33 protein-coding genes are annotated in these 26,506 nt (G+C 69.5%); 1 reads left to right on the top strand and 32 read right to left on the bottom strand.

The window, feature by feature from the left end; genetic code table 11:
- Nucleotides 1–176: 176 nt before the first annotated feature.
- The 23 genes from trmFO to ACZ5UM_RS12440 all read right to left on the bottom strand — a co-directional run bounded on the left by trmFO (nucleotide 177) and on the right by ACZ5UM_RS12440 (nucleotide 19,811).
- Nucleotides 177–1,520 carry a methylenetetrahydrofolate--tRNA-(uracil(54)-C(5))-methyltransferase (FADH(2)-oxidizing) TrmFO gene (gene trmFO, locus ACZ5UM_RS12550; RefSeq protein ID WP_464844574.1) on the bottom strand — a complete coding sequence of 448 codons (1,344 nt, stop codon included), beginning with the start codon at nucleotides 1,518–1,520 and terminating at the stop codon, nucleotides 177–179.
- Nucleotides 1,521–3,749 (bottom strand): type I DNA topoisomerase, encoded by a 2,229-nt coding sequence (gene topA / locus ACZ5UM_RS12545; protein WP_464844572.1) that lies wholly within the window; start codon nucleotides 3,747–3,749, stop codon nucleotides 1,521–1,523.
- Nucleotides 3,750–3,822: 73 nt separating this feature from the next.
- A complete protein-coding gene (gene dprA / locus ACZ5UM_RS12540) occupies nucleotides 3,823–4,929 on the bottom strand; it encodes a DNA-processing protein DprA (RefSeq protein ID WP_464844570.1) in 1,107 nt (368 codons plus the stop codon).
- 82 nt (nucleotides 4,930–5,011) lie between these two features.
- Nucleotides 5,012–6,166 (bottom strand): M20/M25/M40 family metallo-hydrolase, encoded by a 1,155-nt coding sequence (locus ACZ5UM_RS12535; protein ID WP_464844569.1) that lies wholly within the window; start codon nucleotides 6,164–6,166, stop codon nucleotides 5,012–5,014.
- Nucleotides 6,167–6,244: 78 nt separating this feature from the next.
- Nucleotides 6,245–6,508, bottom strand: a complete 264-nt coding sequence (locus ACZ5UM_RS12530) for a sulfurtransferase TusA family protein (protein WP_464844568.1) — start codon at nucleotides 6,506–6,508, stop codon at nucleotides 6,245–6,247.
- Between the two features lie 80 nt (nucleotides 6,509–6,588).
- Nucleotides 6,589–6,837, bottom strand: coding sequence for a hypothetical protein (locus ACZ5UM_RS12525; protein WP_464844567.1), 249 nt, complete (start codon nucleotides 6,835–6,837; stop codon nucleotides 6,589–6,591).
- A 106-nt stretch (nucleotides 6,838–6,943) separates the two neighbouring features.
- Nucleotides 6,944–8,473 carry a YifB family Mg chelatase-like AAA ATPase gene (locus tag ACZ5UM_RS12520; RefSeq protein ID WP_464844566.1) on the bottom strand — a complete coding sequence of 510 codons (1,530 nt, stop codon included), beginning with the start codon at nucleotides 8,471–8,473 and terminating at the stop codon, nucleotides 6,944–6,946.
- 147 nt (nucleotides 8,474–8,620) lie between these two features.
- The gene (locus ACZ5UM_RS12515) at nucleotides 8,621–8,977 is read right to left on the bottom strand and encodes a YraN family protein (RefSeq protein ID WP_464844564.1); all 357 of its coding nucleotides are present in this window, start codon (nucleotides 8,975–8,977) and stop codon (nucleotides 8,621–8,623) included.
- A complete protein-coding gene (locus tag ACZ5UM_RS12510) occupies nucleotides 8,978–9,787 on the bottom strand; it encodes a ribonuclease HII (RefSeq protein WP_464844562.1) in 810 nt (269 codons plus the stop codon).
- A gap of 181 nt (nucleotides 9,788–9,968) precedes the next feature.
- A complete protein-coding gene (gene ylqF / locus ACZ5UM_RS12505) occupies nucleotides 9,969–10,856 on the bottom strand; it encodes a ribosome biogenesis GTPase YlqF (protein ID WP_464844561.1) in 888 nt (295 codons plus the stop codon).
- A gap of 13 nt (nucleotides 10,857–10,869) precedes the next feature.
- Nucleotides 10,870–11,436, bottom strand: coding sequence for a signal peptidase I (gene lepB, locus ACZ5UM_RS12500; protein ID WP_464844560.1), 567 nt, complete (start codon nucleotides 11,434–11,436; stop codon nucleotides 10,870–10,872).
- Nucleotides 11,437–11,572: 136 nt separating this feature from the next.
- A complete protein-coding gene (gene rplS / locus ACZ5UM_RS12495; RefSeq protein WP_464844559.1) occupies nucleotides 11,573–11,938 on the bottom strand; it encodes a 50S ribosomal protein L19 in 366 nt (121 codons plus the stop codon).
- A gap of 120 nt (nucleotides 11,939–12,058) precedes the next feature.
- Entirely contained in the window at nucleotides 12,059–12,802 is a 744-nt protein-coding gene (trmD, locus tag ACZ5UM_RS12490; protein ID WP_464844557.1) for a tRNA (guanosine(37)-N1)-methyltransferase TrmD, read from the bottom strand.
- A gap of 4 nt (nucleotides 12,803–12,806) precedes the next feature.
- Nucleotides 12,807–13,331, bottom strand: coding sequence for a ribosome maturation factor RimM (rimM, locus tag ACZ5UM_RS12485; protein ID WP_464844555.1), 525 nt, complete (start codon nucleotides 13,329–13,331; stop codon nucleotides 12,807–12,809).
- On the bottom strand, nucleotides 13,331–13,738 hold the full coding sequence (locus ACZ5UM_RS12480) for a YlqD family protein (RefSeq protein ID WP_464844554.1): 408 nt from the start codon (nucleotides 13,736–13,738) through the stop codon (nucleotides 13,331–13,333). Before ACZ5UM_RS12480 ends, rimM begins: the two co-directional genes overlap by 1 nt.
- The gene (locus ACZ5UM_RS12475; RefSeq protein ID WP_464848369.1) at nucleotides 13,735–13,965 is read right to left on the bottom strand and encodes a KH domain-containing protein; all 231 of its coding nucleotides are present in this window, start codon (nucleotides 13,963–13,965) and stop codon (nucleotides 13,735–13,737) included. The genes ACZ5UM_RS12480 and ACZ5UM_RS12475 overlap by 4 nt, the downstream gene beginning before the upstream one ends.
- Before the next feature lie 44 nt (nucleotides 13,966–14,009).
- Complete coding sequence (rpsP, locus tag ACZ5UM_RS12470) at nucleotides 14,010–14,276, bottom strand: 30S ribosomal protein S16 (RefSeq protein ID WP_464844553.1); 267 nt, start codon at nucleotides 14,274–14,276, stop codon at nucleotides 14,010–14,012.
- 99 nt (nucleotides 14,277–14,375) lie between these two features.
- Complete coding sequence (gene ffh / locus ACZ5UM_RS12465; protein ID WP_464844551.1) at nucleotides 14,376–15,740, bottom strand: signal recognition particle protein; 1,365 nt, start codon at nucleotides 15,738–15,740, stop codon at nucleotides 14,376–14,378.
- 48 nt (nucleotides 15,741–15,788) lie between these two features.
- Nucleotides 15,789–16,112 (bottom strand): YlxM family DNA-binding protein, encoded by a 324-nt coding sequence (gene ylxM, locus ACZ5UM_RS12460; protein ID WP_464844550.1) that lies wholly within the window; start codon nucleotides 16,110–16,112, stop codon nucleotides 15,789–15,791.
- Nucleotides 16,113–16,503: 391 nt separating this feature from the next.
- On the bottom strand, nucleotides 16,504–16,824 hold the full coding sequence (locus ACZ5UM_RS12455; protein WP_464844548.1) for a nucleotide pyrophosphohydrolase: 321 nt from the start codon (nucleotides 16,822–16,824) through the stop codon (nucleotides 16,504–16,506).
- Between the two features lie 11 nt (nucleotides 16,825–16,835).
- The gene (locus tag ACZ5UM_RS12450) at nucleotides 16,836–18,455 is read right to left on the bottom strand and encodes a hypothetical protein (RefSeq protein ID WP_464844546.1); all 1,620 of its coding nucleotides are present in this window, start codon (nucleotides 18,453–18,455) and stop codon (nucleotides 16,836–16,838) included.
- 15 nt (nucleotides 18,456–18,470) lie between these two features.
- The gene (locus ACZ5UM_RS12445; RefSeq protein ID WP_464844544.1) at nucleotides 18,471–18,779 is read right to left on the bottom strand and encodes a hypothetical protein; all 309 of its coding nucleotides are present in this window, start codon (nucleotides 18,777–18,779) and stop codon (nucleotides 18,471–18,473) included.
- A gap of 228 nt (nucleotides 18,780–19,007) precedes the next feature.
- Entirely contained in the window at nucleotides 19,008–19,811 is an 804-nt protein-coding gene (locus ACZ5UM_RS12440) for a prenyltransferase/squalene oxidase repeat-containing protein (protein ID WP_464844542.1), read from the bottom strand.
- Between the two features lie 150 nt (nucleotides 19,812–19,961).
- Here ACZ5UM_RS12440 and ACZ5UM_RS12435 point away from each other — a divergent pair, with 150 nt between their 5' ends.
- On the top strand, nucleotides 19,962–20,726 hold the full coding sequence (locus ACZ5UM_RS12435) for a MerR family transcriptional regulator (protein WP_464844540.1): 765 nt from the start codon (nucleotides 19,962–19,964) through the stop codon (nucleotides 20,724–20,726).
- A 272-nt stretch (nucleotides 20,727–20,998) separates the two neighbouring features.
- Here the strand turns inward: ACZ5UM_RS12435 and ACZ5UM_RS12430 are convergent, their stop codons facing one another.
- The 9 genes from ACZ5UM_RS12430 to ACZ5UM_RS12390 form a co-directional block, all read right to left on the bottom strand.
- On the bottom strand, nucleotides 20,999–21,262 hold the full coding sequence (locus ACZ5UM_RS12430; RefSeq protein ID WP_464844538.1) for an HPr family phosphocarrier protein: 264 nt from the start codon (nucleotides 21,260–21,262) through the stop codon (nucleotides 20,999–21,001).
- Nucleotides 21,259–22,077, bottom strand: a complete 819-nt coding sequence (locus ACZ5UM_RS12425) for a Cof-type HAD-IIB family hydrolase (RefSeq protein ID WP_464844536.1) — start codon at nucleotides 22,075–22,077, stop codon at nucleotides 21,259–21,261. The genes ACZ5UM_RS12430 and ACZ5UM_RS12425 overlap by 4 nt, the downstream gene beginning before the upstream one ends.
- A gap of 2 nt (nucleotides 22,078–22,079) precedes the next feature.
- The gene (locus tag ACZ5UM_RS12420) at nucleotides 22,080–22,826 is read right to left on the bottom strand and encodes a KDGP aldolase (RefSeq protein ID WP_464844534.1); all 747 of its coding nucleotides are present in this window, start codon (nucleotides 22,824–22,826) and stop codon (nucleotides 22,080–22,082) included.
- The gene (locus tag ACZ5UM_RS12415; RefSeq protein WP_464844532.1) at nucleotides 22,823–23,935 is read right to left on the bottom strand and encodes a DgaE family pyridoxal phosphate-dependent ammonia lyase; all 1,113 of its coding nucleotides are present in this window, start codon (nucleotides 23,933–23,935) and stop codon (nucleotides 22,823–22,825) included. Before ACZ5UM_RS12415 ends, ACZ5UM_RS12420 begins: the two co-directional genes overlap by 4 nt.
- An 80-nt stretch (nucleotides 23,936–24,015) precedes the next feature.
- Nucleotides 24,016–24,660: a DUF4310 family protein gene (locus tag ACZ5UM_RS12410; RefSeq protein ID WP_464844530.1), complete on the bottom strand. Its 645-nt coding sequence runs from the start codon at nucleotides 24,658–24,660 to the stop codon at nucleotides 24,016–24,018.
- Between the two features lie 14 nt (nucleotides 24,661–24,674).
- Entirely contained in the window at nucleotides 24,675–25,397 is a 723-nt protein-coding gene (locus ACZ5UM_RS12405; protein ID WP_464844528.1) for a DUF4311 domain-containing protein, read from the bottom strand.
- 59 nt (nucleotides 25,398–25,456) lie between these two features.
- Nucleotides 25,457–25,774 (bottom strand): DUF4312 family protein, encoded by a 318-nt coding sequence (locus ACZ5UM_RS12400; RefSeq protein WP_464844526.1) that lies wholly within the window; start codon nucleotides 25,772–25,774, stop codon nucleotides 25,457–25,459.
- Nucleotides 25,771–26,145 (bottom strand): glycine-rich SFCGS family protein, encoded by a 375-nt coding sequence (locus ACZ5UM_RS12395; protein ID WP_464844524.1) that lies wholly within the window; start codon nucleotides 26,143–26,145, stop codon nucleotides 25,771–25,773. Before ACZ5UM_RS12395 ends, ACZ5UM_RS12400 begins: the two co-directional genes overlap by 4 nt.
- A gap of 3 nt (nucleotides 26,146–26,148) precedes the next feature.
- The gene (locus tag ACZ5UM_RS12390) at nucleotides 26,149–26,496 is read right to left on the bottom strand and encodes a PRD domain-containing protein (protein WP_464844522.1); all 348 of its coding nucleotides are present in this window, start codon (nucleotides 26,494–26,496) and stop codon (nucleotides 26,149–26,151) included.
- Nucleotides 26,497–26,506 lie beyond the last annotated feature (10 nt).

The following is a 26,506-nucleotide window of genomic DNA, read 5'->3' as shown; positions in this document are numbered from 1 at the left end:
CACGAGAAATCGCGTGCCTTCCAGTTGCACCCACAAATATGACAGTTTGATTACAATCTTTCACGATGCAAACCACTCACGGCACGAAGAAGGGCGGCCGGCACCGCCCGCCGCCCCGCGCAACCGGCTGGCAGTCCGGTGCCCACGCCCGGGCGCGGCCCTGGCCGCGCCGGGCTTCAGCTGCGCAGCTCCATCCCCAGGTTCGCCTGCGCCCAGTCGGCCAGTGCGTTCAAGGCCCGCTCGGCCAGCGCCCGCTTGCGCGCACGCTTGTCCCGGATCTTGGGCCCCTCCAGCGGCGGCATCAGCCCGAAAGCGATGTTCATGGGCTGGAAGTGGTCGGGGTCGGCGTGGGTGATGTAGTGCAGCAGGGCGCCGATGGCCGTCTCCTGCGGAAAGACGACGGGCTCCTGCCCGAGGGCCCGGCGCGCGGCGTTGATGCCGGCCACCAGGCCACCGGCCGCGGACTCCACGTAGCCCTCCACCCCGGTCATCTGCCCCGCGAAAAACAGGCCGGGGCGCTGCCGCGATTCGCCGGTGGGGTAGAGCAGCCGCGGCGACTTCATGAAGGTATTGCGGTGAATGACCCCGTAGCGCTCGAACTCGGCGTTCTCGAGCCCCGGAATCATGCGGAAGACCCGCTTCTGCTCGCCCCACTTCAGGCTGGTCTGAAAGCCCACCATGTTGTAGAGCGTCCCGGCGGCGTTGTCCTGCCTGAGCTGCACGACGGCCCAGGGCCTCCGCCCCGTGCGCGGGTCGATGAGCCCCACCGGCTTCATCGGCCCGTACCGGAGCGCGTCCGGCCCGCGGCGGGCGATCTCCTCCACCGGCAGGCAGCCCTCGAAGAAGCAGACCTGCGCATCCTCGGGGTTGTGGGGCACGGCCTTCTCCGCCGTCACCAGGGCCTGGTAGAACGCCTCGTACTCTTCCTTGGTGAGCGGGCAGTTCAGGTAGTCGTCGCCCTCCCCCTTGCCGTAGCGGCTGGCCCGGAAGACCTTCTCCATGTTCACCGTCTCGATGTTCACGATCGGCGCCGCCGCATCGTAGAAGGCGAGCGACTCCTCGCCGGTAAAGCGGCGGATGGCCTCGGCCAGCGGCGCGGACGTCAGCGGGCCGGAGGCGATGACCACGATGCCATCGGGCGGGATCTCACGCACCTCTTCCCGCACGACGGTGATGTTGGGATGCGAGGTCAGCGCGGCCGTGACGCCCGCGGCGAACTCCTCACGGCTCACCGCCAGCGCGCCGCCAGCCGGCACCGCATGGGCCAGGGCCTCGCGCAGGATCAGGCTGCCCAGCCGCCGCATCTCCTCCTTCAGCAGGCCGACGGCGTTCTCGAGGCCTGCGCCCCGCAGCGAGTTGGAGCAGACCAGCTCGGCGAACAGCCCGGTGCGGTGCACCGCCGTGGACACACGGGGCCGCATCTCGTACAGGGTCACCCGGACGCCGCGCTCAGCGGCCTGCCAGGCCGCCTCCGAGCCGGCAAGCCCAGCGCCGATCACGGTCACATGAGGCTGATCCACTCAGGCATGCACCTCTTCCATGCTCTCCACCGGCTCCGCGTACCCGCACTCCGGCCGCTTGCACACGTGGCTGAGGCCGAGTTCCTTGGTCCGCTTCTCGACCATGTAGGGCGCGCCGCACTCGGGGCAGGGCCGGTTGACGGGCTTCTCCCACGAGACGAAGCTGCAGTCGGGGTAGTTGGTGCAGCCGTAGAACCGGCGGCCGCCCTTCTTGGACTTCCGCTCCACGATGCGGCCCGTCCCGCAGGCCGGGCAGGTGACGCCGGTCTCCTCCAGAATCGGCTTGGTGAACCGGCACTCGGGGAAGCCCGGGCACGCCAGGAACTTGCCGAACCGGCCGTGCTTCACGACCATCATCCGGCCGCACTTCTCGCAGGGCACGTCGGAGACCTCTTCCGGCAGCTCGAAGCCGCCGACCTTCTCCTCGGCCTGCTTCAGGGTCTCCTCGAAGGGGCCGTAGAACCGGCGGAGGAGCTCCCGCCAGTCCACCCGCCCTTCCTCCACTTCATCCAGCTTGCCCTCCAGCTGGGCGGTGAACTCGACGTCGATGATCTCCGGGAAGTACTCCTTCAGGATGTCCGTCACCAGCACGCCGAGTTCGGTGGGATAGAAGCGCTTATCCCGCTTTTCGACGTATCCGCGGGTCTGAATGGTTCCGATGATGGGCGCGTACGTGGACGGCCGGCCGATGCCCCGCTCCTCCAGGGCCTTCACCAGCATGGCCTCGGAGTACCGGGGCGGCGGCTGGGTGAAGTGCTGCCGCGACTCCAGCCCCTGCAGGGCGACGGCCTGGCCCTCCGTCAGTTCCGGCAGCAGTCCGCCGTTCTCTTCCCGCTGCCCTTCCTCGTCCTCACCTTCAATGTAAACCTTCATGAATCCCGGGAAGCGGATGCTCTGGCCGCTGGCCCGGAACACGTGCTCCCCGGCCACCAGGTCCACCGAGACCGTGTCCACCACAGCGGGCGCCATCTGGCTGGCCACGAACCGCTCCCAGATCAGCCGGTACAGGCGGTACTGGTCGGGCGTGAGGTAGGGTTTCACGGCGTCGGGCGTGCGGCGGACGTCGGTCGGGCGGATGGCCTCGTGGGCCCCCTGCTCGCCGGCGCGCCGCTCGGCCTCCCGCCGCTGCCGGGCAACGAACCCCTTCCCGTAGCTGCGCTCGATGAACTCGGCCGCGGCGACCGCCGCCTCGTCGGCGATGCGGGTGGAGTCGGTGCGGATGTAGGTCACCAGGCCGGTATGGCCTTCCTCGCCGAGCGGCAGCCCCTCGTAGAGCTGCTGCGCGACGGCCATCGTGCGCCGCACGGTGAAGCCCAGCTTGCGGGAGGCCTCCTGCTGCAGGCTCGACGTGGTGAACGGGAAGGCCGGGTAGCGCTTCTTCTCCCGGCGCTTCACGCTGCGCACCTCCAGCGTGATACCGGCCCGCGAGAGGTCCAGCACCTCCGTCAGCGGGTCGTCCGGGGTCCCCTCCCCGGTCATCGCGGCAGCATCCGGGGACAGGCGGTCTCCCGCCCCGGACAGGCCCGTCCGGGCTACCCGGTCCACCACGTTCCAGACCTGCTCCCGCGTCTTCAGCTCGGCCTTCTGGTCGTTCAGGCCCCAGTACTTGGCGGTGAACGCCTGGCCGGAAGGCGTCTGCAGCCGGGCGGCCAGCGTCCAGTACTCCTCCGGCCGGAACGCCTGGATCTCGCGCTCCCGGTCGACGATGAGCCGCACGGCCACCGACTGGACCCGGCCCGCGGACAGGCCCCGCCGCACCTTGCGCCAGAGCAGCGGGCTCAGCTTGTACCCCACCAGCCGGTCGAGCACCCGGCGCGCCTGCTGCGCTTCCACGCGGTGGAGGTCGATGGGACGGGGCTGTTTGATGGCGCGCTGGATCGCGTCCTTGGTGATCTCGTGAAACTCGATGCGCAGCGGCTCATCCAGCGGCAGCTTCAGCACGTGGGCCAGGTGCCACGAAATCGCTTCGCCTTCCCGGTCGGGGTCAGTGGCCAGGTAGACCCGTTCGGCCTTGCGCGCGCTGTCGCGCAGCTCCTTCAAGATGTCGCCCTTGCCGCGTATCGTGATGTACTTGGGTTCAAAGTCGTTCTCCACCGAGACCCCCAACTGGCTCTTGGGCAGGTCGCGCACGTGGCCCATCGAGGCCTTCACCGTGTACTTCCGCCCCAGAAACTTCTCGATGGTCTTGGCCTTGGCCGGGGACTCGACGATGATCAGGTTCTTGGGCAACCCGTCCACACCCCCGTGTGACATGCCGCGACACGACGCTCGTGATCCATAGACTATTCCTTCCGCGAGTGGTCTATCCAATCCGAATGTATTGCCCATCGGGCAGGCGCCGAACCGCGCTGCGAATCTCCAGCATCGTCAGGCAGGCCTGCACCTCGGGGACCGGGAGACCGCTGCTGGCCGACAGATCGTCCGGCCACCAGGGGGCGCTGCCCATCCAGCCCAGCACCCGCTGCTCCAGCTCCGTGAGTCCCCTGGGCGTAAAGTGCAGCGGCCCTTCCGCCGAGGGGAGGAAGCCCATGTCCTCCAGCACCTGTTGAGCGCTCACGGCCAGCCCTGCGCCGTCCCGGACGTACTTGAACAGACCCCGGGAAACGGGGCTGGTGATGGGCCCGGGCACCACGAACAGATCCCGGTTCTGTTCCGTGGCGTGCGCCGCGGTGATCAGGGTCCCCGATCGCTCCCCCGCCTCCACCAGGATCACGCCGTGGCTCAGCCCGCTGATGATGCGGTTGCGCTCGGGGAAGTTTTCGGGGCGCGGCGCCGTGCCCGGCGGCTGCTCGGAGAGGATGGCGCCGGACTCCCGCATCTTCCGGTACAGAGACGCCGATTCTTGAGGATAGCAGACATCGGCGCCCCCGCCAAGTACGGCGATGGAGGTCCCGCCCGCGCTCAGGGCCCCGCGGTGGGCCGCGGTGTCGATGCCGCGGGCCATGCCGCTGACCACCACCGCCCCCAGCTGGGCGAGCTCACGGCCCAGCTGCTCCGCGACGGCCAGCCCGTAGGCGGTGGGCCGGCGCGTGCCGACGATGGCCACCACCGGCCGCCCGTCCCCGTCGTCAGGCTCCCACGGCCCGTACTGGTAGAGCACCGGCGGCGGCAGCGGGATCTCCTTCAGGCGCGGGGGATAATCCGGCATCCCGTAACAGCGTACGCGCATGCCGACGCGGCGGGCACGCTCCAGCTCCCGCTCGGCCTCCCGCCGCACATCGGCTCGCTTCCGCACGTCCAGAACCGCCTGAACGACCTCCGGCCGGAACCCCCGCACGGCGGCCAGTTCGGCCGCGCCCAGCTGCCAGGCCTCCTCGGGGTTGGGGTACGTCCGCATCAGCTCGGCCAGGCGCCGCCGGCCCACGCCGGGGGCGCGCTGGTAGATCAGCCAGACCAGGGCACCCTCCATGCCGCTCTCCCCCACTCGGCCGGCGGCTGACGCCTGCCGGCCCGCGTTCCGTGCCATTCACACGAAAAGCCCGGCCGCACGGCTACCGGGCCCGCTTCGGCAAGTCCTGTGCGCCCAGGACCAGCAGCAGTACCTGGGCCAGCCCCTTGGTCAGCGGGGCGGTGTAGATGTACTCGTCCAGGCGATGACCATTGCCTCCCAGGGTTACGCCCACGGTGACCGCCGGGATGCCCATCGAAAGCGGGATGTTGCCGTCGGTGGACGACGGGTAGGTGCGCGTCTGCAGTCCCAGCTCCCGGTGGACCTTGCGCACCAGGTCGCAGAGGGGATGGGCATCGGGGATCGACCCCGTGGGCCGCACGCCCGTGAGCTCCAGCACGGCCCTGACGCCGCTCTCCCGCTCCTCCGCCCGCACGATGCGCTGCACCCGCTCCTCCAGCCGGAACAGCTCGCCCTGGTCCAGCGACCGCAGGTCGATGAGCGCCTCGGCCCGGGCGGCGATGGTGTTGATGGAGGTTCCGCCGGAGATGACGCCGACGTTGTACGTCGTCTTTGGATAGGACGGCACGCGCAGTTCGCTGATGCGGGCGATGATGCGCCCCAGGCTGTGGATGGCGCTCGGCGCGCCGAAGGCGCCCCACGAGTGGCCGCCGCTGGTGGTCACCACCAGGCGGAACCGGCGGCTTCCCACCCCTTCGCGCACCATCCCGCCCAGGCTGCCGTCCAGCGCAATCACGTAGTCGATCTCATCCTGCAGAGCCTCGACGACGGCCCGCATGCCCTCCAGGTTGCCGAGGCCCTCCTCGCCGCAGGTGGCGGCGAAGATCACGTCGCCTGCCAGTTCCACCCCGTGCTTCACCAGCAGGCGCGCGGCGTGCAGCATCGTGGCCACGCTGGAGGCGTTGTCGCCCACACCGGGGGCCCGGAGGATCTCGCCCTCCCGGCGCACCGTGACGTCGGTGCCGGCGGGGAACACCGTGTCCAGATGGGCAGCCAGCAGCAGGTTGGGCCCCCCGCCCCGCCCCCGCAGCCGGCCGATGACGTTGCCAGCCGGGTCCCGGCGGATCTCGGGCAGACCGACCTCACCCATCCGGCGCTCCACGTACGCGGCGCGCTCGGCTTCCTGAAACGTAGGGGCCGGAATCTCACAGACGGCGATGACCTCCCGCACCAGTTCGGAAAGGGCCTGCTCGGCTTCGGCGACGAGACGGCAGGCGGTCGGGTGTTCGAGGATCATGCGACATCGCCCCTTTTGCGGTTCAATCTCCGATTATAGCGGACGATCCAACGTTTGGAAAGAGTTGCTGCAATCCCCTCAGTCCACCCGTTTGCGGATCAGAACCTCCCACTCGCCCTCTCCCACCTGCCGCACGGCAAGCACTTCGTCGCCGTACATCTCGGCGCTCCGCGGGACGTTGCGGGAGGCGGGCTCGTAGTCGAGCCGCACCAGCAGGATCTCGCCGATGCGCATCTCCTCCAGGGCGATCTTGGTCTTGGCGAAGGTGATCGGGCAGACGTCGCCGCGCAGATCGATCACGTGGTCCGGCTGAGGCAGGATTCCTGGTTCCGTAGACGGCATGTCATGTTCCCTCCTGGTCCGGCCGGCGCCGGTCCGTAGAGCGGGGAGGCCGACGAACGCGCCTCCCCGACGGTCTGCACCTATTCTTCGCCTCCTTCGGCGGCGCCCCCTGCCAGGTTATACTGCGGATCCACGGTGCCCTCGTCCGACTTCGCCCGCGCGGCATGCGCCTTGTCGATCGCCGTCAGCCTGTTCGGCAGGCCCCGCATCGGGTTCTGCCTCCGCTGCCGTTCCTGCGCTTCGAGCGCTGCGGCATCCTGCCGCCATCCCGTGCCCCGCCGGTCGGCCATGGGTCCCTCGTGGACGGGGTACCCATCCTGCTGCGCCACGGTCGTCCCTCCTCTGCGCGAGTTTACCGCTGATCGCGGCACGCCCATAGCATGCCCGGGATGCGCCGGCGAAACCATGCCGGCTCGCGGCGACCGGGCCGGGCGCTCACGCCCACTGCCGGACCGGCTCACCGCCGACGCCGCGGTACTGCAGGGCCTCCGCCAGATGCCGCAGCAGGATGGCGTCGGCGCCGTCGAGGTCGGCCAGGGTGCGCGCGACGCGCAGGACCCGGTCGTGGCCTCGGAGAGAGAGACCGAAGCGGTCGATCGCCTCCCGCAGTAGCTTTTCACCCCCTGGCGGCACGCGGCAGAATCGCCGGATCAAGGCGGGCCCCATCTCGGCGTTGCAGCTGCAACCGTGGGCGGCCAGCCGGCGCCGCTGCCGCTCCCTGGCCTGCTGCACGCGCGCCGCCACCACTGCAGAAGGCTCCCCGTTCGCCTGCGCCCGGTACTCGGAATAGGTCACCGGGTGCAGAAACACCTGCAGATCGAAGCGGTCGCGCAGGGGGCCGGACAGGCGGTTGCGGTAGAGGTGGACGGCCGTGGCCGTGCAGGTGCACGCGTGCACGGGGTCGCCCAGGTGGCCGCACGGGCAGGGGTTGGCTGCGGCCACCAGCGTGGGCCGTGCGGGGAAGGTCAGGTGGCTGTGCGCCCGCGCGAGGCGCACCACGCCTTCCTCCAGCGGCTGCCGCAGCCCTTCGAGCACGTCGCGGCGGAACTCGGGCAGCTCGTCCAGGAAGAGCACGCCCCGGTGCGCCAGGGTGACCTCTCCGGGCCTCAGCGGCTGGCCACCGCCCAGCAGGGCCGCCCGGGAGGTGGAGTGGTGCGGGGCCCGGAAGGGGCGGCGGCGCATCAGCCCGCTCCCCGGGAGCTCCCCCGCCACGCTGTAGATGCGGCTGACCTCCAGGGACTCGGCCTCATCGAGCGGCGGCATGATCGTGGGCAGGCACCGGGCCAGCAGGCTCTTGCCCGCCCCGGGCGGGCCGACCATCAGCAGGTTGTGGCCCCCGGCCGCCGCCACCTCCAGCGCCCGCCGGGCCACCAGCTGCCCGCGCACCAGGGCGAGGTCGACGTCCCACTCTGCCCGGGCCTCGGCTGGCGGCGCCGGTTCCGCCGCCGCCAGCGCCTGCTCCCCCCGCAGGTGGAGGACCAGGTCGCCGAGCCGCCGGGCGGCCAGCACCGCACCGCCGGCGAGACAGGCCGCCGCCTCGCGGGCGCTCTCGACGGGCAGGACCAGCCGGCGGCCGGGGGCCATGGCCAGCGCCATGGCGAGGGCGCCCCGCACCGGGCGCAGTTCGCCGTCCAGGGCCAGCTCGCCCGCGACGGCGATCTCCTGCAGGCCGGCCGGGTCAAAGGCGCCGGCCGCCGCGAGCACCCCCAGGGCAATGGCCAGGTCAAACCCGGCTCCCTCCTTGCGGGTGTGCGCCGGCGCCAGGTTGACCGTGATCCGCTGCAGCGGGAAGGGCCATCCGCCGTTGCGGATGGCGGCGCGCACCCGCTCACGGGCCTCCCGCACCGCCGCGTCGGGCAGCCCGACAATCTCAAAGGAGGGGATGCCCGGGCTGACGTCGACCTCCACCGCCACCGGCAGCGCCTCAATGCCCTGCAGGGCAAAGCTCCACACCCGCACAAACACCCGCCGCGCCCCCCGCCAACATGTGTTCGTCTCGCTGTCCTCCATGATGCCACAGCGGGCGCGGTCTGTCAATATATGCTATCCCTGCCAGTCTCTACACGGAAGCAAGAACCGACCCCAAGCCTGCAGAGCGGCTCAGGGTCAGCCTCATGCCATAAACGCTCCCCGGATCACCTCGCACCGGTACCGGCCGTCGGGGCCGGGCTCCACCTCGACCACATCAAACCGGCACGGGGGCGGCTCGCCGCCCAGGCGCGCGAGATACAGGGAAGCCAGACGGATCAGCTTCCGCTGCTTCTGCGGGGTGACCGCCTCCCCCGGCGTCCCGAACCTCCGGCCCCGCCGGGTCTTCACCTCCACGAACACCAGTACGCTCCCGTCCCGGGCGATCAGGTCGATCTCCCCGGAACGGAAGCGCACGTTGCGGGCCACGATGCGGTACCCGAGCGAGGTCAGGAACGCGGCCGCGGCCTGCTCGCCGGCCTCGCCGACGCGCCGGTTCACCTAGCCCTCCGTGAACAGCAGCGCGGCCCCGGCAGGCGTGCCGTCCGAGGGCTTGCGGTGGATCGGACAGGGCCCGTAGCGCTCCAGCGCCAGCCGGTGCTCGGCGGTGCCGTAGCCCTTGTGCTGGGCAAAGCCGTAGGCCGGATACTTGGCGTCCATTTCCACCATGTACTCGTCCCTGACCACCTTCGCCACCACCGCCGCCGCGGCGATCGAACAGGACAGCGTCTCGCCCCCCACCACGGGCACCTGCGGCTGCGACACGTTGGGCAGGTGGACACCGTCGATCAGCAGGTAGTCGGGCGTGACCGGCAGATCGGCGACGGCCTTCATGAGGGCTTTGTAGGTCGCCACCACCACGCTCGCCTCGTCGATGCCCTCCGGCTGGACCAGGCCGACCCCCACGGCCACGGCCACCTCCCGGATGCGCTTGTACAGCTCCATGCGCCGGCGGTGCGAAAGGCGCTTCGCCTCCTCGATTCCCGGAAGCTCCACCTCGCCGGGCAGGATGACAGCGGCCGCCACCACCGGTCCGGCCAGCGGTCCGCGGCCCACCTCGTCCAGCCCCGCGACGTGGCGGTAGCCCATGGACCAGAGCTGCCGCTCGTAGCTGTACATCCGCTGGAGCACGGCACGCTGCCGCTCCCGCTCCCGCAGGTAGGTCTGACACTGCCGCACCAGTCGCTGTGCCCCCTCCCGGGGATCGTCCTTCAGTGCTGCAATGACCTCAGGGTAAATCTCAGGGCCCTGCTCTGCGATCAGTGCTTGTAGGCGCTTCAAGCTCATCCGTTTCAGGATGATCTGTCTCACCGGTACACCCCCACCCTTATCGCGGCCAGGTTGCGGTCCCACCCGATCCACACCCTTTAGGCCTTCAGCACAGTCAAGCAAATATCGCATGTCAGTTTCGCCGGGGTGTGAGAAAAATCCTCCTGTAGAGCGGAAAGAACGAATGATCTATTAGGATTTCAACGTATACACACAATAAGGATCATTCATCCACCGGCGCGCCCTCCGATCCGGCCTGTCCGTCCTCCGGCCACTGCAGCGTCACGCGCCCGAGCCGCCCCTCCCGGAACTCCCGCAGCAACAGTTGGGCGGCCGCGTCCAGGTCGACCTGTTCGCCGGCCCGGATCAGGCCCCGGTTGCGGCCGATGGCCTCCAGGTTCACCTCCGCCGCCGGGTCGAGCCGGGTGAGCCCGTAGCGCGCTTCGAGCGCCGGCCCCAGCGGTTCCCAGATGAGCGCGAGCAGGGCGCCCGCCACCTCCCGCTGATCGAAGACCTCATCCTTGATCGCCCCGGTGGCCGCCAGCAAGATCCCGTCCCGCTGGTCTTCGAACTTGGGGACGAGGATCCCCGGCATGTCCAGCAGCTCCACGTCGGCGCCGATGCGGACCCACTGCTTCCCGCGGGTGACTCCGGGCCGGTCGCCGACCGGCGCGCGCCGGGCGCCCACCAGCCGGTTGATGGCGGACGACTTGCCCACGTTGGGGATGCCGACGGCCATGACGCGGGCGGGGCGCGGCTTGCGGCCCTTGGCCGTCCAGGCCCGCAGCACCGGGGCGAAGGCGCGGCGGATGGCAGCCAGCACCTCTTTCGCACCGGTGCCCCGGACGGCGTCCAACGCGACGGCGGGCCGATCCGGCTCGTTCAGCCGCTGCACCCAGGCGCGGGTCGCGGCGGGATCTGCCAGATCGGCCTTGTTCAGGATAAGCACCTGGGGCTTATGCGCCACCAGCGCCATCAGGTCCGGGTTCCGGCTGGCCAGCGGGCACCGGGCATCGACGATCTCCAGCACCACGTCCACCAGCGGCGCGTTCTCCTGCAGGATGCGGCGCGCTTTCGCCATGTGCCCCGGGAACCACTGAATCACCGGCACGGCGTTCCCTCCCTCACCAGCGCCCCTCCGGTGCCGGCGGCGCGAGGGCGCTGATCTCGGTAAGCGGCCAGATCCGCGCGACGGCCAGGCCCCGGATGTGGCTGAGCGGCACCTCGCCGAAATAGCGGCTGTCCTCGCTGTTGGACCGGTTGTCCCCCAGCACGAAGACCGCATCCGGCGGGACCACCACGGGGCCGTAGTCTCCGGCGCTCAGCCTGACGGTGGGCGGCTCGGGGAACGGCTCGCCGTTGACGTACACCTCACCGCCGCGCATCTCCACCGTGTCCCCGGCCACCGCCACGACCCGCTTGATGAAGTCGCGGTCGGGCTGGCGCGGATACTTGAAGACGATGATGTCGCCCGGCCGGGGGTCGCGCAGCTTGTAAATGAACTTGTTGACAAGAACCCGCTCCTGATCGTACAGGGTGTTGGTCATCGAGTTCCCCGAGACCTGGTAGACCTCCACGACAAAGGTGCGGATCACCAGCGCGAAGAGCAGGGCCAGGACCAGGGTCTCCAACACTTCCCGCAGGGGCGACTTCCGCTTGACGGCCGGTCTCTCGTCCGAGACGTCTGCCATCCAGCCTCTCCTCCCCGCTCCGCTCCACTGACCGGAAACGGGGCTACCTCCCCGCAACCGGTGAACGGCCCATAGTGCAACGCTCCGCTCAACCCGGCAGGGGATCGAGCGGAGCGACAAGATGACGATCCTGATTCTAAGCCTGCTCCTGCTTGACGAACCGCCGCTCCCGGATGCGGGCTGCCTTGCCGGTCCGCTCCCGCAGGTAGTAGAGCTTGGCCCGCCGGACCACGCCGCGCCGGACGACCTCGATCGAAGCCAGCCGCGGGCTGTGGACGGGGAAGGTGCGCTCGACGCCGACGCCGTAGGAGACGCGCCGGACCGTGAAGGTCTCATTGACCCCCGAGCCCTGCCGCTTGATGACGACGCCCTCGAAGGCCTGGACGCGCTCCCGGTTGCCCTCGACGACCTTCACGTTCACCCGGACGGTGTCGCCGGGCCGGAAGGCGGGAATGTCATCGCGCAGGTACTCGCGCTCGATCTCGCGGATAACGTTGGACATGATTTCACCCCTTATACGAGACGTTCGTACCGGTGCTTCCGAGCGTGCAAGCATTCCGGCAGCGGACCGTCCGTGATCACACGCAAACCATTATACCAGGGCGGGTAAGCCGTGGCAATATCAACGCCGGCCGGATCGCCAGGCTTCCACCAGCAGCCGCTCCTCCGGCGTGAGGTCAGCGGTCTCCAGCAGGTCCGGCCGCCGCTCGAAGGTGCGGCGCAGGGCCTGCTCCCGCCGCCACCGGGCGATGGCGCCGTGGTTGCCCGACGTCAGGACCTCCGGCACCCGCATCCCCTCGAACTCAACGGGGCGCGTGTACTGCGGGCCCTCCAGGAGCCCCGAGGTGTGCGATTCGGCCACGCTGGATTCCAGATCGCCCAGCACACCCGGGATCAGCCGGGACACCGCCTCCACCACCACCAGCGCCGCCACCTCGCCGCCCATCAGCACGTAATCGCCGATGGAGATCTCGTCGGTGGCCAGGTGCCGGATGCGCTCGTCGAACCCCTCATAGCGCCCGCAGATGAGGATCAGGTGATCCTCCTGCGCCAGTTCCTCCGCATACCGCTGGTCAAACCGGCGCCCCTGCGGGTCCATGAGGATGACGCGCGGCGGCCGCGCGCCCACCGGGGCGCGCCCCGCGGCCCAGCGCACCGCGGCGTACACCGGCTCCGGCTTCATCAGCAGCCCGGCGCCGCCGCCGTAGGGGTAGTCGTCGGTCTGCTGGTGCTTGCTGAAGGCGAAATCCCGGATGTTGACCACCCGCAGGTCCAGGATCCCCGCCTCGCTGGCCCGGCCGAGGATCGACTCCCGGAAGACCGGCGCGACGATGGCCGGGTGAATGGTCAGGATCTGGATCAGCATCGGGCTAGTCCTCCAGCAGGCCGGGGATCGGCTCGATGACCATGCGGCCGGCCTCCAGGTCGATCTCCTTGACGAACCGGCGCACCGCCGGGACCATGTACCGCTTGCCCGGCGCTGTCTCCACCACGTAGAGGTCATGTACCGGGGTGTTGTGGTCCACCTCGACCACCCGGCCCAGACGCCTGCCGTCCGGGTCCACGACATCGATGCCGATGATATCGAAGTCGTAGTAGTAGCCCTCGGGCAGGGGATGGACCTCGGCGCGCGGCACCAGGAGATTCGCCCCGCGCAGCCGCTCCGCCTGGTTGCGGTCGGTGATCCCTTCCAGTTCCAGGATGACCAGGTTCTTCACGAAGCCGCGGAACCGGACCCCGACCGCGCGGTCCGGGCCGTCGATCAGCACCCGCCGCAGCGTGACGAACCGCTCCGGGAAGTCGGTGGTCGGATAGACCCGCACCGCGCCCCTCACCCCGTGCGGGGCGGTCACCTGCCCGATCCGGATCAGCTCCGGCCTGGACTGCCCGGCCACTACGCCTCACCCCGAATCGCAATCACCTTTCCGTCTTCCACGACGATCTCGGCCGCCATCAGGGCATCCAGGCTGTCGCCCACGTTGACGGTGGCGGTCGCCTGCACGGTGCCCTGCACCACCTCGGTCCCCAGCGGCAGGGCCTGCACGCGGTTGATCTCCTCCTGCAGCTGCGCCTTCTTCTCGGCGCGCACCGCGCGCTCCTGCTCCACCAGCTGCAGCAGCTGCATCTGCTGCTGCGGGCTGATCGTCGCGGTCAGCTGGGCGCGCTTGACCTGGCTTTCCAGCTCGGCCATCTCGTTGTCCAGCTGCTTGATCGCCGCTTGCAGCTCCGCCGTCAGGCGGGCCTTCAGACTCTCGGTCACCCGGGCCTTGATCGTCACCGGTCGCAAGATCTGCAGACTCATGACATGAACTCCACCATTACCCGGCGGCCATCCTTCACGGCAGCCGCCTTGACCACCGTCCGGATCGCCCTGGCCACCCGGCCGCGCCGCCCGATCACCTTGCCCATGTCGCTGTCGGCCACACGGACCTCAAACGTGACGGCGCGGGGAGTTTCGACCGCCGTGATTTTTACCTGGTCGGGATGCTCGACGAGCCCCGTCACCAGGATCTCCACCAGCCGCTTCAGCATGCGTCAGCGCCCCCTGTTCTCGGGGGGTCGGGTCGGCCCCCTTACTTCCTCGCCTCGTCGAACTTCTTCAGCACCCCGGTCTTGGAGAGCAGCGCCCGGGTCGTCTCCGTGGGGGTGGCGCCCTTCAGCAGCCAGTTCAGGGCCTTCTCCTCATCGATCTTCAGGATGGCGGGGTTCTTGGTGGGGTCGTAGTAGCCGATCTCCTCGACAAACCGGCCGTCCCGCGGCGAGGTCGCCTCGGTGACCACCAGCCGGTAGGAGGGAGACTTCTTCATCCCCATGCGCTTCAGGCGAATCTTCAGAGCCATCTCGGTTCATCCTCCTCGAAAACGATAAAATATCTATGTGTGCACACCTCCGCCCCGCAGGTGCGCCCCGGGGCGTGGAGATGGGGCACCGCTTCAGAACTACCGCCGGCCAAACAGACCGCTGAACCCGCCGCCGGGCAGCCGGGGCATCTTCCCGCCCCGCTTCATCATTTTCTCCATACCGCCCAGCTGCTTCATCATCTTCCGGACCTGCTCAAACTGCTTGATCAGCCGGTGCACCTCGGCAATGGGCCGGCCGGAGCCCTTCGCAATCCGCTCCCGCCGCCGCACGTTGATGATGTCCGGGTTGCGCCGCTCCTTGGGCGTCATCGAAAGGATGATCGCCTCGACGTGCTTCAGCTCCTTCTCGTCGATGTCGATGTCCTTGAGCTGCGCCCCGACGCCAGGGAGCATCTTCACGATATCCTTCAGGGGACCCATGCGCTGCAAGGCCCGGAGCTGCTCCAGGAAATCCTCGAAGTCGAACTGGGCCTTCAGCATCTTTCTGGCCATTTCTTCGGCCTGCTTCCGGTCCACCTGCTCCTGGGCCTTCTCGATGAGCGTCAGCACATCGCCCATGCCCAGAATCCGCGAGGCCATCCGGTCGGGGTGGAAGGGCTCCAGGGCGTCCAGCTTCTCGCCCACGCCGATGAACTTGATCGGCCGGCCGGTCACCTCCCGCACCGAGAGCGCGGCGCCGCCGCGGGTGTCGCCGTCCAGCTTGGTGAGGATGACGCCGTCGACCCCGAGCTTTCCGTGGAAGTGCTCGGCGGTGGTCACCGCGTCCTGGCCGATCATCGCGTCCAGGACCAGCAGCGTGTCGTGGGGCTGGATGCGCGCCTTGATCTGCTGGAGCTCCTCCATGAGCGCCTCGTCGATGGTCAGGCGGCCGGCGGTGTCGACGATGACGACGTCCCGCCGCTCCCGCGCCGCGTGCTGAACGGCCCGCTCCGCGATCTCCACGGGGCTGACCTGGTCGCCCTCCGAGTAGACGGGCACGCCCACCTGGCCGGCCAGGACCTCCAGCTGCTTGATGGCCGCCGGCCGGTAGACGTCGGCCGCCACCAGGAGGGGCTTCTTCCCCTCCTTCTTCAGCTTCAGGGCGAGCTTTGCGGCGTGGGTCGTCTTGCCCGAGCCCTGCAGGCCGCAGAGCATGATGATGGTCGGCGGCCGGTCGGCCATGTTCAGGCCGACGTTCTCGCCGCCCATCAGGGCGACCAGTTCCTCGTAGACGATCTTGACCACCATCTGGGCAGGGTTCAGGGTCTCCAGGACCTCCTGCCCGACCGCGCGCTCCTTCACCCGGTTGATGAACGACTTGACGACCCTGAAGTTGACGTCGGCCTCCAGGAGGGCCAGGCGCACCTCCCGCAGCGCCTCATTGACATCGGACTCGGTCAGCTTCCCCTTGCCCCGGAGCCGCTTGAAGGCCTCCTGCAGGCGTTCCTGTAGGGATTCAAACACAGGCTGGTCACCCTCTCTATATGGAAGGTGTCAGACACTGGCGTGCGGTCACGCCTCCGCCCGCAGGGCCGCAAGCACGCGGCGGGCGGCGTCGAGGTCGGCGCGGTCAAGCGCCTCTTCCAGTTCGTCCAGGAGCGCCTTGCGCCGGCGGTGTTCGGCGATGAAACCGAGCCGGTCCTCATACTCCTGCAGCGCCGCCTCCGACCGGCGGATCAGCTCGTGCACCGCCTGCCGGCTCACCCCGTCGGCGTCCGCGATCTCCGCCAGCGAGTGATCCTCCAGGTAATAGGCCCGAATCAGCGCCTGCTGGCGCTCGGTGAGCAGCGGGCCATAGAAGTCGAAGAGCATGGCGATCCGCGGCACGTCCTTCATCCGACCAGCGCTCCCTCCGGCGTGCTCGGGTTGTCAAGGAAAACCCCTTGACAGCGCCATCGCCTGCTTCAGTATAGGCGGCTCATCATGGGCTGTCAAGGGGATGATGCTGACACCCTGGCAAATCGGTTCCGGAGCGACTTCTCATGGGTGGTCAGGACTTCGGCTCCCGGCGGGAACCCGCTTCAAGCCGTCTCACCCTGCCCTCCAGGCGCGCGGCCCATACGACCACCGCCACCATACAGATCAACGCAAGCCAACCACCCATCGTGTTGACGGTGTGCGCAATCCAAGTGGCCACGCCGCGATAGATGTCGGACAGGGTTCCCATTCGTACACCTCCCCCCCTTCCGCTCCAAACACGACCTCCATTCCTGACACGCGCGTCTCCTCATCCTCCATCGGATTGCCGCGTCCAACGATGGGCGTCCCGCGCCTGATACTTGGCCATCACCCGGCGGAACGCCTCCTCCAGGTCGATGTTCATCTGATTGGCCAGCACCGCGACGACGAAGAGGATGTCGCCCAGCTCCAGGGCCACGTCGCCGGTGTCCTCCGTGGGCTTCTTCGTCTTGGGCCCCCAGCGGTGGTTGATCTCCCGGGCCAGCTCGCCCACCTCCTCGGTGAGCCGGGCGAGGTTGGCCAGAGGGTCCCAGTAGCCGAAGGGCGCGATCCAGCGGTCCACCTCCCGCTGCAGTTCCCGGAGCTCCAAACCGTCACCCCCTAGAGCAGAAGCCAGGCCAGCGTGGCCAGCAGACCGACCCCGCCGGTGGCCGCAGCCGCGGCGGCGCCCCGGAGCAGGTTCACCCGGCCCCGCAGGTAGCGGTCGAGCTGCGAGGTCTCCAGACTGGTGCCCACCGCCTCGCGGAAGCGGCGCATGACCGTGGGGTAGCGGGAGAGGGGCACCGGCCGCTCCGGCAGGTCCAGGGCGTCGGGGTCCGCGGCGGACCGGCGCAGGAAAGCGGAAAGGGTGGCCGCCCACTCCTGCATCTCCGGCGAGAGCGCCTCCCCGGGCAGGGCTTGCTCCGGGTTGAGCCGGGTGAGCCGCTCGGCGAACCGCACCTGCGCCATCAGGAGCGCGTCCGCCTCGTCGCCCCGGTTCGACTGCCGCACCCACTCTGCGTACGCAGCCAGCCGGAAGCCGGCCGTCACCAGCGGCAGCGGTTCCCCCGGCACCGGGTGCAGGTCGGCGTCGGCCACGAGACAGGGGTACTCGGTGAAGACCTGTTTCCAGATGGCGGCGGCCTCCTCCGGCTTCCCCCGGCCCCACAGCTCCCGGGCACGGGCCAGCGCCGCGCTCAGGTGCAGCGCATACGCCCGGTATCCCACCGACTTGCCGTCGGCGGGCGTCCGGGCAGCCACCGGATCGGCCACGACCTGGGCAACCAGCCGGGCAGCCAGCGCCTCGGCGTCCTGGTACCGGCCCTCGTCCAGCGCCGCCCGCACTGCGGGCGCGGCGGTCTCAAAATGCTGCCGCAGCCGCGCCTGCCGCTCGGGCGTGGCCACCACGCGGCACTGGCCGTGCTCGTCCACCGCCAGCTCACAGCCCAGGCGCCGGAGGTCCCGCTGCACCCGCAGGAACAACCCTCCCACCAGGCTCAGGTAGATGAGCTGGTGGCGGCGCTGCCGTTCCGGGGCAAACTCCTTGTACTCCCGCTGGAAGGCGGTCCAGCCCATCTCCACCTGCTCCAGGGCCCGGTCCAGGGACTGGTCGAGCCCCATCAGCTGGGCGGCGGTCTCCCGCCCGACCAGCGGCTCCAGGGCCGAGGCCACGGCGCTGCCGATGATGCGTGCGCCCTTCTGCACCAGCGGCTGCGAACGGAGCCGGTCGACCAGTTCTGCGTACTGCTTCAGGTTATGCGCGTGGTCGGTGAGCGCCTGCGCCACGGGCCGCCCGGCGGCGGCGATCTGATCCGCCAGGGCCCGGAGCGCCTGGGGCGGCAGGCTGTAGCGCGTGGCCAGGCCCGGATGGGGCAGGGCGCGCGCCAGCTCCGTGACGATCTGGTTGTACTCCGAAAGGTCGGGAGGCGTGAGGCCTGCGGCCAGCTCCCGTGCGACGGCCGCCGGGTTCATCAGGGCCAGCCGCCGGCGGAGCGCCTTCACCTGGGCCTTGCGCCCGGCCTTGCGGGGCTCTCCCCGGCGGATGAGTTCAATCTCCTTGAAGCGACGCGCGAGCGGCTTCGCGAACGCCCAGTTGGCCTGCTGCGCGCGCTGCTGCGCCCGGTGGATCAGGTCGGTGCAAAGCCGCTCGGGCAGCTCATGGCGCATCTCCGCCACCAGGTCGTCCCACTCCCGCCGGGCGCCGATCCACTGGCCCACAGCCGGGAAGATCAACTCCTGCATGTCTGCACCTCCCCGCTACAGGTCGATCCCCAGGGCATCCAGGCCGCTCCAGTCCAACTGGGCAAAGGTCTGCAGATGCGCCAGCCACCCCTCGTGCGAGACCGACTCCAGCGGCAGCACCCGGCTCCAGGCCGTCCGCAGCTCCTCCCAGCCGGGGCCGGCTGAGAGCACCGCGGGGCCGGCGGGGTCGGCCGCCACCTGTCCTTCGCGCAGGAAGTCCTCAAAGCCGCCGTCCGAGAAGAGCACGCCCCCCTCGGGCAGCGCGACCGCCGCCGCCCGCAGCGGCGGGACGTGTTGGAAGAACAGCGCGTCCAGCCGGGCCATGCCGTTCCACCTCCCTGGTCCAGCAGATTCGGCGTGTGAACCAACGCGTATATACTGTGTGACGTTCCAGGCACCGCCCAGTCCTTCAACAAGTCACCAATAGGAGGACGCGTGCGGGGGACTCTGGGGTTCATGAGGCCCCCGCCAGGGAACCTTCGTCCCCGGAGATGCGTCGGAGGGATTGCGGGGCGCCGGCGCTTTGCCGGCGCAGGCCAGGGCCGCGGGCCTTCATTCCAGGGCCTTCAGGATCTCGACGGCCTCCAGCGTGTACTGCGGTCCGCATCCCGGGTAGCGGCTGGACCAGGTGCCGTCCGCGCGGCGCCGCTTCAGCAGCTCTTCCCGGTAAGCCCTCACGGCCTCCGTCCGGGCATCGAGCCCGGCCAGGCGCCAGAGGATGAGGGCCCAGGTGAGGTCCATCACGTCGAACCACGGCTCTTTCCTGAACCTGTGCAGGAACCCCAGCGAATCGCGCAGGTATCGCTGCGCGGCGGCTGCCTGGTCCCGCATGTGGCAGACCGCCGCCACCGCGTACGTCGTGGCGAGGTAGCCGGGGTAACTGCCGTCTTCCCGGCGGTTTGCCTCCAGCCAGCCGACCGCCTTCTCCGTGGCGGGGTCCGTCACGAGGCCCAGGGCGCACAGGCAGGCCGCGTTGTTGGCCGTTTCCCACAGATCGACATGCAGATCGCCCGGGCGGTTCCACTCCGGCGGATTCGCCCCGTACTGGGCCGGGTCCTCCGTCCACCGGCCGTCGGGCTGCTGGGTGCGGCGCAGGTAATCCAGCGTCGCCGCGCATTCCGCCGAACCGCCGAGGCCGCTCCAGATCATGCGCATGAGGGTGACGCTGGTGCTGCCCATGTTCGACACCGGGGAGCTGAACTCCCTGCTGCGCCAGCCCCCGTCGGGGTTCTGGCGCCCGGCCCAGCCGGGGGGCGGCGGCTGGGCGGAACCCAGCAAGCGCTGTGCGCGCCACCGTTCCCAGGCGGTGCCGTGCCGGATCACATCGTCCAGGGCCATCGCATCGAGTCGGTCCATCTGCGCCCGTTCACCTCACACGAGTGGATTGCATACACAAAGACGATCCGAACGTGTGTGCCGTTCCACCATTTTTCCGCGCGCGTGTGAGACGCCCTATTGACCCTCACGCAACGTGAGGGTTTATGCTCGGAAGCAGGAGGTGAGCAGATGGCCCTGACGGTGAAGGCTGTAGCCGACCTGGCCGACATCAGCGTCCGCACCCTGCACCACTACGACGAGATCGGGCTCCTGAGGCCGGCCGGGCAGTCGGCGGCGGGGTATCGGCTCTACTCCCGGGAGGACCTGGAGCGGCTGCAGCAGATCCTGTTCTTCCGTGAGCTGGGCTTCAGCCTGAAGGAGATCGGGGCGATCATCGACAGCCCCGACTTCGACCGGCGGCAGGCCCTGCTGGCCCACCGGGAGGCGCTGCTGCAGCGCAAGGCCCGCATCGAGCGGCTGATCGCCACGGTCGACCGCACACTGGACACCATGGACAGGGAGGATGCCCCGATGTTGACCAGGGAAGAGATGAAGGAGCTGTTCGACGGGTTTGATCCCAGCGAGTACGAGGAGGAGGCCAGGCAGCGCTGGGGCGGTTCCCGGGAGTTTGAGGAGTCGACCCGGCGGACCCGGAAGTACACCAAGGCGGACTGGCAGAAGATCACGGCAGAGGCCGGCGAGATGTACGGCAACATCGCCCGCCGGATGGACCGGGACCCCGGCGATGCCGAGGTGCAGATGTGGGTCGGCCGCTGGCACGAGCACATCAACAAGTGGTACTACACCTGCTCCCTGGAGGTCTTCCGGGGGCTGGGCGAGATGTACGTGCAGGACGAGCGCTTCACCCGGAACATCGACAAGATCAGGCCGGGCCTGGCCGCCTACCTGCGGGATGCCATGCGGATCTACTGCGACCAGCGGGGAGGAAAATAGCGCACGGAACGCACCTTCGGGTCAGTCTGCCCCCGCAGGTGCGTTCCGCCACTCGTGCACCACGATCTGACAGGAAAGCGGGCCGCTCGGCCTGCAGCGCCCCCAGCAGCCATCCGAACAGCCCGCCCAGCACCGTACCGCCGAGGAACGAGAAAGAGGTGGTGTTCACCTGGTGGCCGGCGAAGTACAGGTACAGCCAGGCCATCCGCTCATCCAGCCAGGAGAGGCGGAACACCGGCCGCCTGTCAACCCAGGCGGCCGGTGTGCGCGGTCTAGCCCAGATCCTGTGCCAGCAGGCCGGCCACGGCCGCGGCGGCCTCGTCCGCGTCCGGGCCCATGGCCCGCACCGTGACCTCCGCCCCCTGCTCCAGGCCCAGGGCCAGGACGGAGATCAGGCTCTTCAGGCTCACGGCCTTCTCGGCCGTGACCAGTTCCACCTGCGACTGGAAGCGGGCGGCCTCCTTCACCAGGATCGAGGCCGGCCGCGCGTGCAGGCCCGACTTGGATCCAACCACCACTTTCCGCTCCACGCTCACGTCATCACCCCCAACTGCGCGCGCCACGCCGTGATGAAATCTGCCACGCCATCCTCGTCGTGGTGCCCCACCACGACCTGAGCCGCCCGCTGCACCTCGGGCGGCGCGTTCCCGACGGCCCCCCCGAAACCCGCCCAGCGGATCATGCTCAGGTCGTTGTGGGCGTTGCCGATCGCCGCCACCGCGGCCCGCTCGACCTGGAGGTGCTCAGCCAGGAACTGGAGGGCGGACGCCTTCGTCACGCCCGGAGCCGTCATCTCCAGGGAACCGGGCTCCGAGGTGGTCAGCTCCAGTTCCGCCCCCCACCGCGCCCGCACCGCGTCCGCCAGGCGCTCCACCTGCGGCGGCTCCGCCATGACGACGAGCTTGGTCGGCTCGCCGGACAGGGCTGCGGCCAGATCCCCCGTCTCCACATAGGGCACCCCGTGCGACCGGGAAAACGAGACCGTTTCCGCGGTGGCCCGCTCCACCAGCAGGACGCCGTCGACATATACCTTGAGGTAGACCCCCTCCCCGGCGGCCCAGCGGGCGACGGCGCGGGCCACGGCCAGGGGCACGGTCTGCCGCAGCAGGACCGGACCGCCGGCGGCCGGCCGGATCTCGGCGCCGTTGCAGCCGACGATCCACAGGCCGCCCGCCTCCCACAGACGGGCGTACTGGCCGGCAGAACCGGCGGTCCGCCCCGAGCAGAGCGCGACAGCGATCCCGTCGCGGAGGCAGCGGGCCACGGCTGTGCGGTTGGCCGGCGAGACCGTCAGGTCCGAGCGGAGGAGCGTACCGTCCAGGTCCAGGGCCAGGAGCGCTCGCCGCGCCATGCCTATCCCAGCACCTTCCGGACCTCGCCCATCAGTGCCTCCGCCTCGCCGGGCCGGGTCAGGCCGGTCTCGGGGTCGACGATCGCCGTGTACACGTGCGGGATGACCACCTGGCACCCGGCGTCGAGAACCGCCTCCACCACCCGGGCCAGGTTGTGGACGGTGAGGCCGCCGGTCGGCTCGAACACGGGGATGCCGGCCGCCGCCGCTGCCCTGGCCATCGCCCGCACCTCATCGAGCCGCGTGTCGCCCTTGACGGGGAAGAACTTCACCGAATCGACGCCCACCTCCGCAAGCATCGCGGCGGCAGCTTCACAGGGCACCTCGGCCGCCGGGGCGGACTGGCTCCGGGGGCCGGTGGCGATCAGCACCTTTCCGGGGGTTCCCGAGGGGGAGATCAGGCCGTTGACCACGTTCTGCTCCAGCCCCCGGGCCCGCAGCGCGCCCACCGTGTAGGCCGCTGCGGGGAAGACCTGGTTGACGTGACCGGGGTCGGTCCTGAGGGCCGCCTCGACCACCCGCTCCCACTGCTGCGGATCGCCGGCGCCGAGCCCCACCGACACCACCGGAACCACCTCCAGCAGCGCCCTGACCTGCGCCACCGCGGCGTCCACCGTGGCGTAATCGGCCAGCATCACGCCCACCAGTGCGTGGCCCCCTGTGGCCTCCCAGACCTGGCGGGCGTTGTCCGCGTCCTTGGCCAGCAGGTTCAACGCGACCCGTTCCCGGTACAGCGGCAGCCGCTTCATGCTCGCACCTCCTCCAGAATCTCCCTGACGCGTGCCAGGATGATCTCTTCCTGTCCCGGCCGCAGCGGCCGCGGGTCGATGCTGATGATGCCCAGGTTCAGCCGGTGGTTCCGGGTGTAGATGGCCGGGTCGCCGTCCTCCAGCTTCCGCACCAGCTCCGCGGCCGTGATGCCCGCACCGGGCAGCACCTCCACGCTCGCCCGGTAGATCTCCCGGCCGGCCTCGTCCTGGATCAGCCGGGCCCGCAGACCGGGAATGCGGTTCAGTTCGCCCGCCAGCCACTCCATCCGCTCCCGGTCCCGCCGTGCGGCCGCGGCGGCGTCCCGCTTCTCGTACAGGTCCAGGGCGGTGAGCAGACCGGCGATGGCCTCCTTGCTCACCTTCATGGCCCGGCCGATGCCGGCGTACTGCATGGCGCAGGCCGCAACCAGGTCCCGCCGACCGCAGACGAAGCCGGACGTGGGCCCGCCGATGGCCTTGCCGCCGCTGTAGATGACCAGGTCGGCGCCCATCCCGATGTACCGGCGCAGGTCCTCCTCCGCCGCCGCGTCCACCACCACCGGCACGCCACGCCGCCGCCCGATGGCGATCAGTTCCTCGAGGGCGACCATGCCCTTCTGCACCGCATGGTGCGACTTGCAGTAGAAGAGCGCCGCGGTGCGGTCGGAGATGGCGCCTTCCACGTGATCCGCCGTCACCAGGTTGGCATGGCCCGCTTCCACGGGCCGCCCCCCGCCCAGCCGGATCATCTGCGTGACCGGGGCGCCGAAATGCACGCTGTGCCCCTTGGGCAGGACCACCTCGTTGGGACGGCCGAGGCTGTCGGGCAGGGCCTCGATGGCCGCCGGATCGGCGCCGGCCACGCAGGCCGCGGTGGCGATGGCGATGCCGGCCGCGGCCCCGATGGTCGGCACCGCCGCTTCGGCCCCGGTGGCCCGAGCGATCCGGGCTCCGGCCGCGGCCAGCAGCTCGTCCATGACCACGTACTCCTGCGCGCCCCGGGCCAGGGCTTCGGCCACCTCCGGCGCCACCGCCGTGGCGCCCAGCGCGGTCATCTTGCCGCTGGCGTTGATGACCTGCCGCAGCCCCCACTCGGCAAAGCTGCTCACTTGGCTTTCCTCCTTTTTCTCCTGCCATCATCGGGCGAAGCGGGAGCCGCCTCCCGCTTCGCCTCCGCTATCGACTGGTGCTACGAAGCCACCGGAATCAGCCCGCCGAGGATCATGGCGCCCAGGATCGCCCCGCCTGCCACCGGCTTCTTGAACCAGTAGGAGATGGCGGCGCCCACGAAGGCCCCGACGCCGGCCGGGATGCTGTACTGAATGGCCGAGAGGATGATCAGCGGCCCGAGGTACTGGCCCGTCGCGTTGCCGGCGCCCATCATCACGTCGGTGCCGAGGCTGCCCATCCCTTCAGGCATCAGCTTCCGGATCAGCATGATGCCCGTGCCCAGGACCAGACCGATGACCAGGCCGAGGCCCAGCGAGGTGGCAAAGGACTCAAACGGCCAGCGGATTCCGGAGGCGAGCATCACGGCGGGAATGCCGATGCCGACGCCGGTCATGATGGACCCGCCCAGGTCAAGCACGCCGACCAGGGGACCTTCCAGCACCCGGGCGATCAGGAAGCCGGCTGCGAACCCGGCCGCCGCCGCGTAGTCGCCGGTGCTGAGTCCGGACTGCAGCATCTGGACGACGTAGATATCGTTGAACGCGCCGGAGCCGGTGGTGATGAACAGGTGCGTACCGGCGACCACGGACGCTGCCGTCAGGCCGAGCAGGAGCGGGAAGGCCATGGGGCTCATCAGAAAGTCATTGATCTTGTTCTTGGCCACGGATATCCCCCTCTCTAGAACAGACCGATCAGCTTCAGGTGGAAGCCGCGGAAGTAAGCGATCAGGATGAAGAGGACGGCGACGATGGCGATCATCGTGTTGGTGGACTTGGTGTAGCCCCGCTCCTCCGCGGCCTTGCCGATCAGAATGCCGAGCACGATGCCGGGAACGGCGTTGCCCATGATCATGTGGGCAAGACCGCCCAGGATGGTGGCCCATGCGCCGGTGATCCGGCCGGCGTCAAGGGCCGCAAGCCAGAAGATCACGGGCATGACCGGGTTCATCATCAGGCTGGAGGCCGGCCCCAGCACCTCACTGGCCACCACGGCCATGGACTGCGGGATGAACGCGGAGACGGAATTGAGCACGGTGACAACCACGGCGCCGACGATGGCGCCCGCCGCAGCCATCGCCGCGGGACGGTAGAGCGTCTCCTCGACACTGCGGTTCCGGAGCAGAAGCAGGCCAGCGGACCAGTTCGGGATGATGCGGTGAATCACGTCCTGCGTCAGGGCGCCGGCGCCGACGACCGACGCGGCGGAGTTGAAGAAGAAGCCCAAACCGAAAGAGAAGTGCGCGACCGGATCACCCTTGCAGGCGTTCAGTTCACCCAGCGTGCGGAAAGCGCCCATCGACTGTACTTCCGGAGCGTAGAACATGCGGGCTGCACCCGCTGCCACAGCGGCGCCCAGCAGCGATCCGATGATCAGGGACTTGAGGATGACGATGCCGAGCAAACGGTTCGACCTCCTTTAGCACTGGTGTCGGGCCAACTGGTGCCGGAAACTGCAGCGCCTCAGCGGCTCACCTCCTGCGCGTGAGGGGTTGTGAACTCTACCCAGCGCACCTCGACCTTGAGGTTGGCCTCCAGGCGGTACCGGTGCCGGGTGCGGGGCCACAGGATAAAGAGAAAGCGCTCCGTCCAGGTGTCGACCGAACATGCGGTCACTTCCAGGTCCAGGGGGGCCATGAACAGGATCGGGCCCCGGCGCTCCTGCATGACGCGCTGGCGCATCTTGGCCAGGATCTGATTGAGTGCCTCTTCCTGGGTCTCGCCGACCCCGTCGAGCGTCAGGCTGACGACGTCGCTGTGAAACCGGCTGTAGGTCGTCATGCTTTCCCCTCAGCCAGCAGCTTGCGGTACTCCTCCACGAGACGGCGGCCCAGCTCCTCCACGTCCATGAAGCCGAAGCCCAGGACACGGGCGCCGTTGCGCAGGGCGGTCACACCGGCATCGACGGACCTCAGGTGGTGCTCCGCCTTGTACCCGTACTTGTTGGCGGCCGTCAGGGCGCCGGCACCGCCGCTGCCGCAGAAGCTGATGCCGAAGCTGGCGTTCTCCTTGTGCATGACGTCGCCGACCTTCATGTCCGCAGCCATGCCGGGGATCACGATCGCGACCCCCCCGGCTGCCTCGACGCCCTTGGCGACCTTCTGACCCTTGCCCAGCCGGTCGCCGATAACGACCTTGATCACATCGCTCACGAACTAGCCACCTCCTGTGTTTTCCTGCCCGGCCCGTTCCCGGGCCGCGGCGTAGTGAAGCGCCACCAGGCCGATTTCGGTCTGGTCGACCTCCAACCCCCGCGCATCGTAGAGCGGCTGGAGCAGCTCACGGGCCATCCGGCGGTAGGCGGCGGGCACCTGCTCAAACAGCGCGGCGTCGATGTCGGCCACCCGCTCGCCCTGCTCCAGCCGCCGGCACAAGGCCGCCAGGTGGGCCGCGAGGGCCAGCTCCGCCTGCTCGTCCATGGGGATGCCGGCCGCGCCCGCGATCTCCACGGCCCGCGCCATCAGTTGGGCGGTCTGCCGGTACTCCTCAGCCGAGAGATTCAAGGAAGAGGCT

The sequence above is a fragment of the Symbiobacterium ostreiconchae genome (genome assembly GCF_055396975.1).
This window is presented reverse-complemented; position numbering and strand designations above follow the sequence as displayed.

Bases quoted from the DNA above. Each gene is read 5' to 3' on its own strand.
- ACZ5UM_RS12435 (WP_464844540.1), top strand. From the start codon at position 19,962: ATGGCCCTGACGGTGAAGGCTGTAGCCGACCTGGCCGACATCAGCGTC.
- rpsP (WP_464844553.1), bottom strand. From the start codon at position 14,276: ATGGCTCTGAAGATTCGCCTGAAGCGCATGGGGATGAAGAAGTCTCCC.
- ylxM (WP_464844550.1), bottom strand. From the start codon at position 16,112: ATGAAGGACGTGCCGCGGATCGCCATGCTCTTCGACTTCTATGGCCCG.
- trmD (WP_464844557.1), bottom strand. From the start codon at position 12,802: ATGCTGATCCAGATCCTGACCATTCACCCGGCCATCGTCGCGCCGGTC.
- ACZ5UM_RS12420 (WP_464844534.1), bottom strand. From the start codon at position 22,826: ATGAAGCGGCTGCCGCTGTACCGGGAACGGGTCGCGTTGAACCTGCTG.
- ACZ5UM_RS12530 (WP_464844568.1), bottom strand. From the start codon at position 6,508: ATGCCGTCTACGGAACCAGGAATCCTGCCTCAGCCGGACCACGTGATC.
- ACZ5UM_RS12480 (WP_464844554.1), bottom strand. From the start codon at position 13,738: ATGAGTCTGCAGATCTTGCGACCGGTGACGATCAAGGCCCGGGTGACC.
- ACZ5UM_RS12440 (WP_464844542.1), bottom strand. From the start codon at position 19,811: ATGGACCGACTCGATGCGATGGCCCTGGACGATGTGATCCGGCACGGC.
- ACZ5UM_RS12400 (WP_464844526.1), bottom strand. From the start codon at position 25,774: ATGACGACCTACAGCCGGTTTCACAGCGACGTCGTCAGCCTGACGCTC.
- ACZ5UM_RS12425 (WP_464844536.1), bottom strand. From the start codon at position 22,077: ATGGCGCGGCGAGCGCTCCTGGCCCTGGACCTGGACGGTACGCTCCTC.
- lepB (WP_464844560.1), bottom strand. From the start codon at position 11,436: ATGGCAGACGTCTCGGACGAGAGACCGGCCGTCAAGCGGAAGTCGCCC.
- ACZ5UM_RS12535 (WP_464844569.1), bottom strand. From the start codon at position 6,166: ATGATCCTCGAACACCCGACCGCCTGCCGTCTCGTCGCCGAAGCCGAG.
- dprA (WP_464844570.1), bottom strand. From the start codon at position 4,929: ATGGAGGGTGCCCTGGTCTGGCTGATCTACCAGCGCGCCCCCGGCGTG.
- rplS (WP_464844559.1), bottom strand. From the start codon at position 11,938: ATGTCCAACGTTATCCGCGAGATCGAGCGCGAGTACCTGCGCGATGAC.
- ACZ5UM_RS12450 (WP_464844546.1), bottom strand. From the start codon at position 18,455: ATGCAGGAGTTGATCTTCCCGGCTGTGGGCCAGTGGATCGGCGCCCGG.
- ACZ5UM_RS12445 (WP_464844544.1), bottom strand. From the start codon at position 18,779: ATGGCCCGGCTGGACGCGCTGTTCTTCCAACACGTCCCGCCGCTGCGG.